At 65.0% G+C, this 3,257-nt stretch carries 4 protein-coding genes; all 4 read left to right on the top strand.

Translation table 11 applies throughout. The features are described 5' to 3' along the window. Positions 1-222 precede the first annotated feature (222 nt). On the top strand, positions 223-807 hold the full coding sequence (rplI, locus tag EN780_RS30660; RefSeq protein WP_127285613.1) for a 50S ribosomal protein L9: 585 nt from the start codon (positions 223-225) through the stop codon (positions 805-807). Between the two features lie 275 nt (positions 808-1,082). Further along, positions 1,083-2,372, top strand: a complete 1,290-nt coding sequence (locus tag EN780_RS30655; RefSeq protein ID WP_128276154.1) for a cyclopropane-fatty-acyl-phospholipid synthase family protein — start codon at positions 1,083-1,085, stop codon at positions 2,370-2,372. Positions 2,373-2,463: 91 nt separating this feature from the next. After that, the gene (locus EN780_RS30650; protein ID WP_128276153.1) at positions 2,464-2,787 is read left to right on the top strand and encodes a YnfA family protein; all 324 of its coding nucleotides are present in this window, start codon (positions 2,464-2,466) and stop codon (positions 2,785-2,787) included. Between the two features lie 3 nt (positions 2,788-2,790). Further along, the coding region (locus tag EN780_RS30645; protein ID WP_281035387.1) for a small ribosomal subunit Rsm22 family protein at positions 2,791-3,257 on the top strand (467 nt) is incomplete at its 3' end.

Genomic DNA, 3,257 nt, shown 5'->3' with positions numbered 1-3,257 from the left:
CGCTAAGACTTCCGAAGCGGGCGGCCAGCCGCCCGCTTCTTTCCCCACGGCGACGGGCGCCGCAGGGTTGGACATCAAATCCCGGGTTGAGGCCGAAAGCCTCTAACTGCCGCGACAGGCAGGACAGCGACACGGCGGCAACGCCCCCTTTGCTTCCTGACCTGTTCCAGATCAATCCGGCGCCGATCCCCGCGATCGACGCCAAGACGAAGGAACAAAACCATGGAAGTCATTCTTCTCGAACGCGTTTCCCGCCTCGGCCAGATGGGCGACACCGTCAAGGTCAAGGATGGGTTCGCCCGCAATTTCCTGCTGCCGCAGGGCAAGGCGCTGCGCGCCAACGAAGCCAACAAGAAGAAGTTCGAAGGCCAGCGCGCCCAGCTCGAAGCGCGTAACCTCGAGCGCAAGTCGGAAGCCTCGCAGGTTGCCGAAAAGCTCGACGGCAAGAGCTTCGTGGCCGTGCGTTCGGCCGGCGAGACCGGCCAGCTCTACGGTTCGGTGTCGACCCGCGACATCGCCGACCTGCTGACAGCGGAAGGCTTCTCGGTCAACCGCAACCAGATTCAGCTCAACCACCCGATCAAGACCATCGGCCTGACCAATGTGGCCATCGCGCTGCATCCGGAAGTCGAAGTCACGATCACGCTCAACATCGCCCGCACCGCCGACGAGGCCGAGCGCCAGGCCAAGGGCGAGACGCTGACGACGGCGGAGGCCATCTACGGCGACGACATCAACGACAATGCGCGGCCGGAAAACTTCTTCGACCCGAACGCCGAGTTCGAAGGCGGCGAAGACAACGCCTGACCAGGCACGATCGAGCGCCACAGCGGCGCTCGAAACGCCTTGACTGCCACCGGTTTCGACTGGACCAACGCCCGGGCCTCGCGCCCGGGCTTTTTTGTGCCAAATGGAACTTTTCGAACCCCTATATCTTGATGCAGACTACAGCGTCGCGCGTCCTTTGGACGCACAAAGGACGTCGTAGTCCTTTGACTTGGCGCATGATCCCGCCGCGAAATCGATAGCGATTTCGGGACCCTGCGTCAGGCCATCCTGTCTGACGTTGGGGACATTTGGTCATGAATATTTTGTTGAAGCGCCTTCTCGACCGCCTGGTGCGCACCGGCAATCTCAAAGTGACCGGGCCGAAGGGCTCGACGGTCACCTTCGGCGACGGCAGCGGCGAACCGGTGCACATGCACATCAAGACAAAGCACGCCGAACGCGCCATCAGCTTCGATCCGATGCTGGCGGTACCCGAGGCCTATATGGACGGCGAACTCGATATCCTCGAAGGCGGCGTGCTTGGGGTGATGCGCATCGCCTTCCAGAACATGGGCAGCGGCGGCATCGATGCGACCTGGGCGAAGGCGATCGAAGGCCTGCGCCACGCCTTCCGCCGGCTGCAGCAAATCAACACCGCCGCGCGCGCGCGTCGCAACGTGCAGCGCCACTACGATCTCTCAGGCGACCTCTACCGGCTCTTCCTCGATGAGGACATGCAGTATTCCTGCGCCTATTTCGAGCAGCCCGACATGACGCTGGACGAGGCGCAGGCGGCCAAGAAGCGGCACATCGCCGCCAAGCTCAGGCTGAAGGCCGGGCAGACGGTGCTCGACATCGGCTCCGGCTGGGGCGGGCTCGGCCTCTATCTCGCCAAGGCCTTCGACGTCGACGTGCAAGGTGTGACGCTGTCGACCGAGCAGCACGGCGTCGCCACCGACCGGGCGCATGTGCAAGGGCTGCAGGACAGGGTGCATTTCGACCTCAAGGATTATCGCTCGCTCAACGAACGCTTCGATCGCATCGTCTCTGTCGGCATGTTCGAACATGTCGGCGTCAACCACTACCGCACCTTTTTCGAGAAGTCGGCGACATTGCTCAAGCCCGACGGGGTCATGCTGCTGCACACGATCGGCCGCTCCGGCGTGCCGTGGGCGACCAGCGCCTTCGTCCGCAAATATATCTTCCCGGGCGGCTACATCCCGGCGCTTTCCGAGGTGATGCCGGCGATCGAGAAGTCGGGCCTCGTCGTCACCGACATCGAAATGCTCAGGCTGCACTATGCCGACACGCTGAAGCATTGGGGCATGCGCTTCGCCGCCAACCGCGACAAGGCCAAGGCGATCTACGACGAGCGCTTCTGCCGCATGTGGGAATTCTACCTCGCCGCCTCGGAAGCCGCCTTCCGCTGGCAGGACCTGGTGATCTTCCAGATCCAGCTCGCCAAGAGGAACGACACTCTGCCGGTCACCCGCGACTACATGGCCAAATGCGAGAAGGCGTTGGAAATGCGCGACATCGGCCACCGGCCGGAGCCGACCGTCGCCAAGCCCGCCCGCCGCCGGAAGGTGGCGGACGGGGAGTAGGAAGCCGGCCGCATCGCGGCCAATCGGCCCATTGTCCTTGCCATAGCCTGCCCAAGCATGAAAAAGGTCTCGTTATCGCGAGACCTTTTTCATGACCTATCTCATCTACATCGCCGCCGCGCTTGCCGAGATCGCCGGCTGCTTCTCGTTCTGGGCCTGGTGGCGGCTGGAGAAGTCGCCGCTGTGGCTGGCGCCGGGGCTCATCTCGCTCGCTTTGTTCGGTTTCCTGCTGGCGCTGGTCGACACATCGGCCGCCGGCCGCGCCTACGCCGCCTATGGCGGTATCTACATCGCGGCATCGCTCGGCTGGCTGCGGCTGGTGGAAGGCGTGCGCCCCGACCGCTGGGACCTTGCCGGTGCAGCGATCTGCATCGCCGGCGCTTCGGTCATCCTTCTCGCACCCCGGGGAGCGTGAAGCGTGGAACTCCCCGCCCCGCTCCGCCAAGGCGTCGAGCGCCTCCTCGAACATGTGCCGCTGCCGGCGCTCAAGCAGGCGGCGCGGACGCTGTCCGACCGCTACCGCGCGGAGCTGCGCGACGGCCGCCTGCACATGGCCGAGGACATGGCGGTCAAAGCCTATCTGGCGACGCGGCTGCCGGCGACCTATGCCGCCGTCCGCGCCAGCCTCGACGCGCTGGCCGAGGCAAGGTCCGACTTCCAGCCGAGGACCTTGCTCGATATCGGCGCCGGGCCTGGCACCATGCTTTGGGCCACGCTCGACCTGTGGTCCGACCTCGAGGCGGCGGTGATGCTCGAGGCGAGCGCGGCGGTGCGCAAGATCGGCCAGACGCTGGCCGCCGAGACGGTCGCCGCCAGGACGGAATGGCTCGCCGGCGACGCCACGATCGATCTCACGGATCTTCAACCCGCCGATCTGGTCACCGC

Origin of the sequence: Mesorhizobium sp. M4B.F.Ca.ET.089.01.1.1 (genome assembly GCF_004022605.1) — a bacterium.
GTDB lineage: Bacteria > Pseudomonadota > Alphaproteobacteria > Rhizobiales > Rhizobiaceae > Mesorhizobium > Mesorhizobium abyssinicae.
Note: the sequence above shows the minus strand (reverse complement) of the source record. Positions and strands in the feature narration are given on the sequence as shown.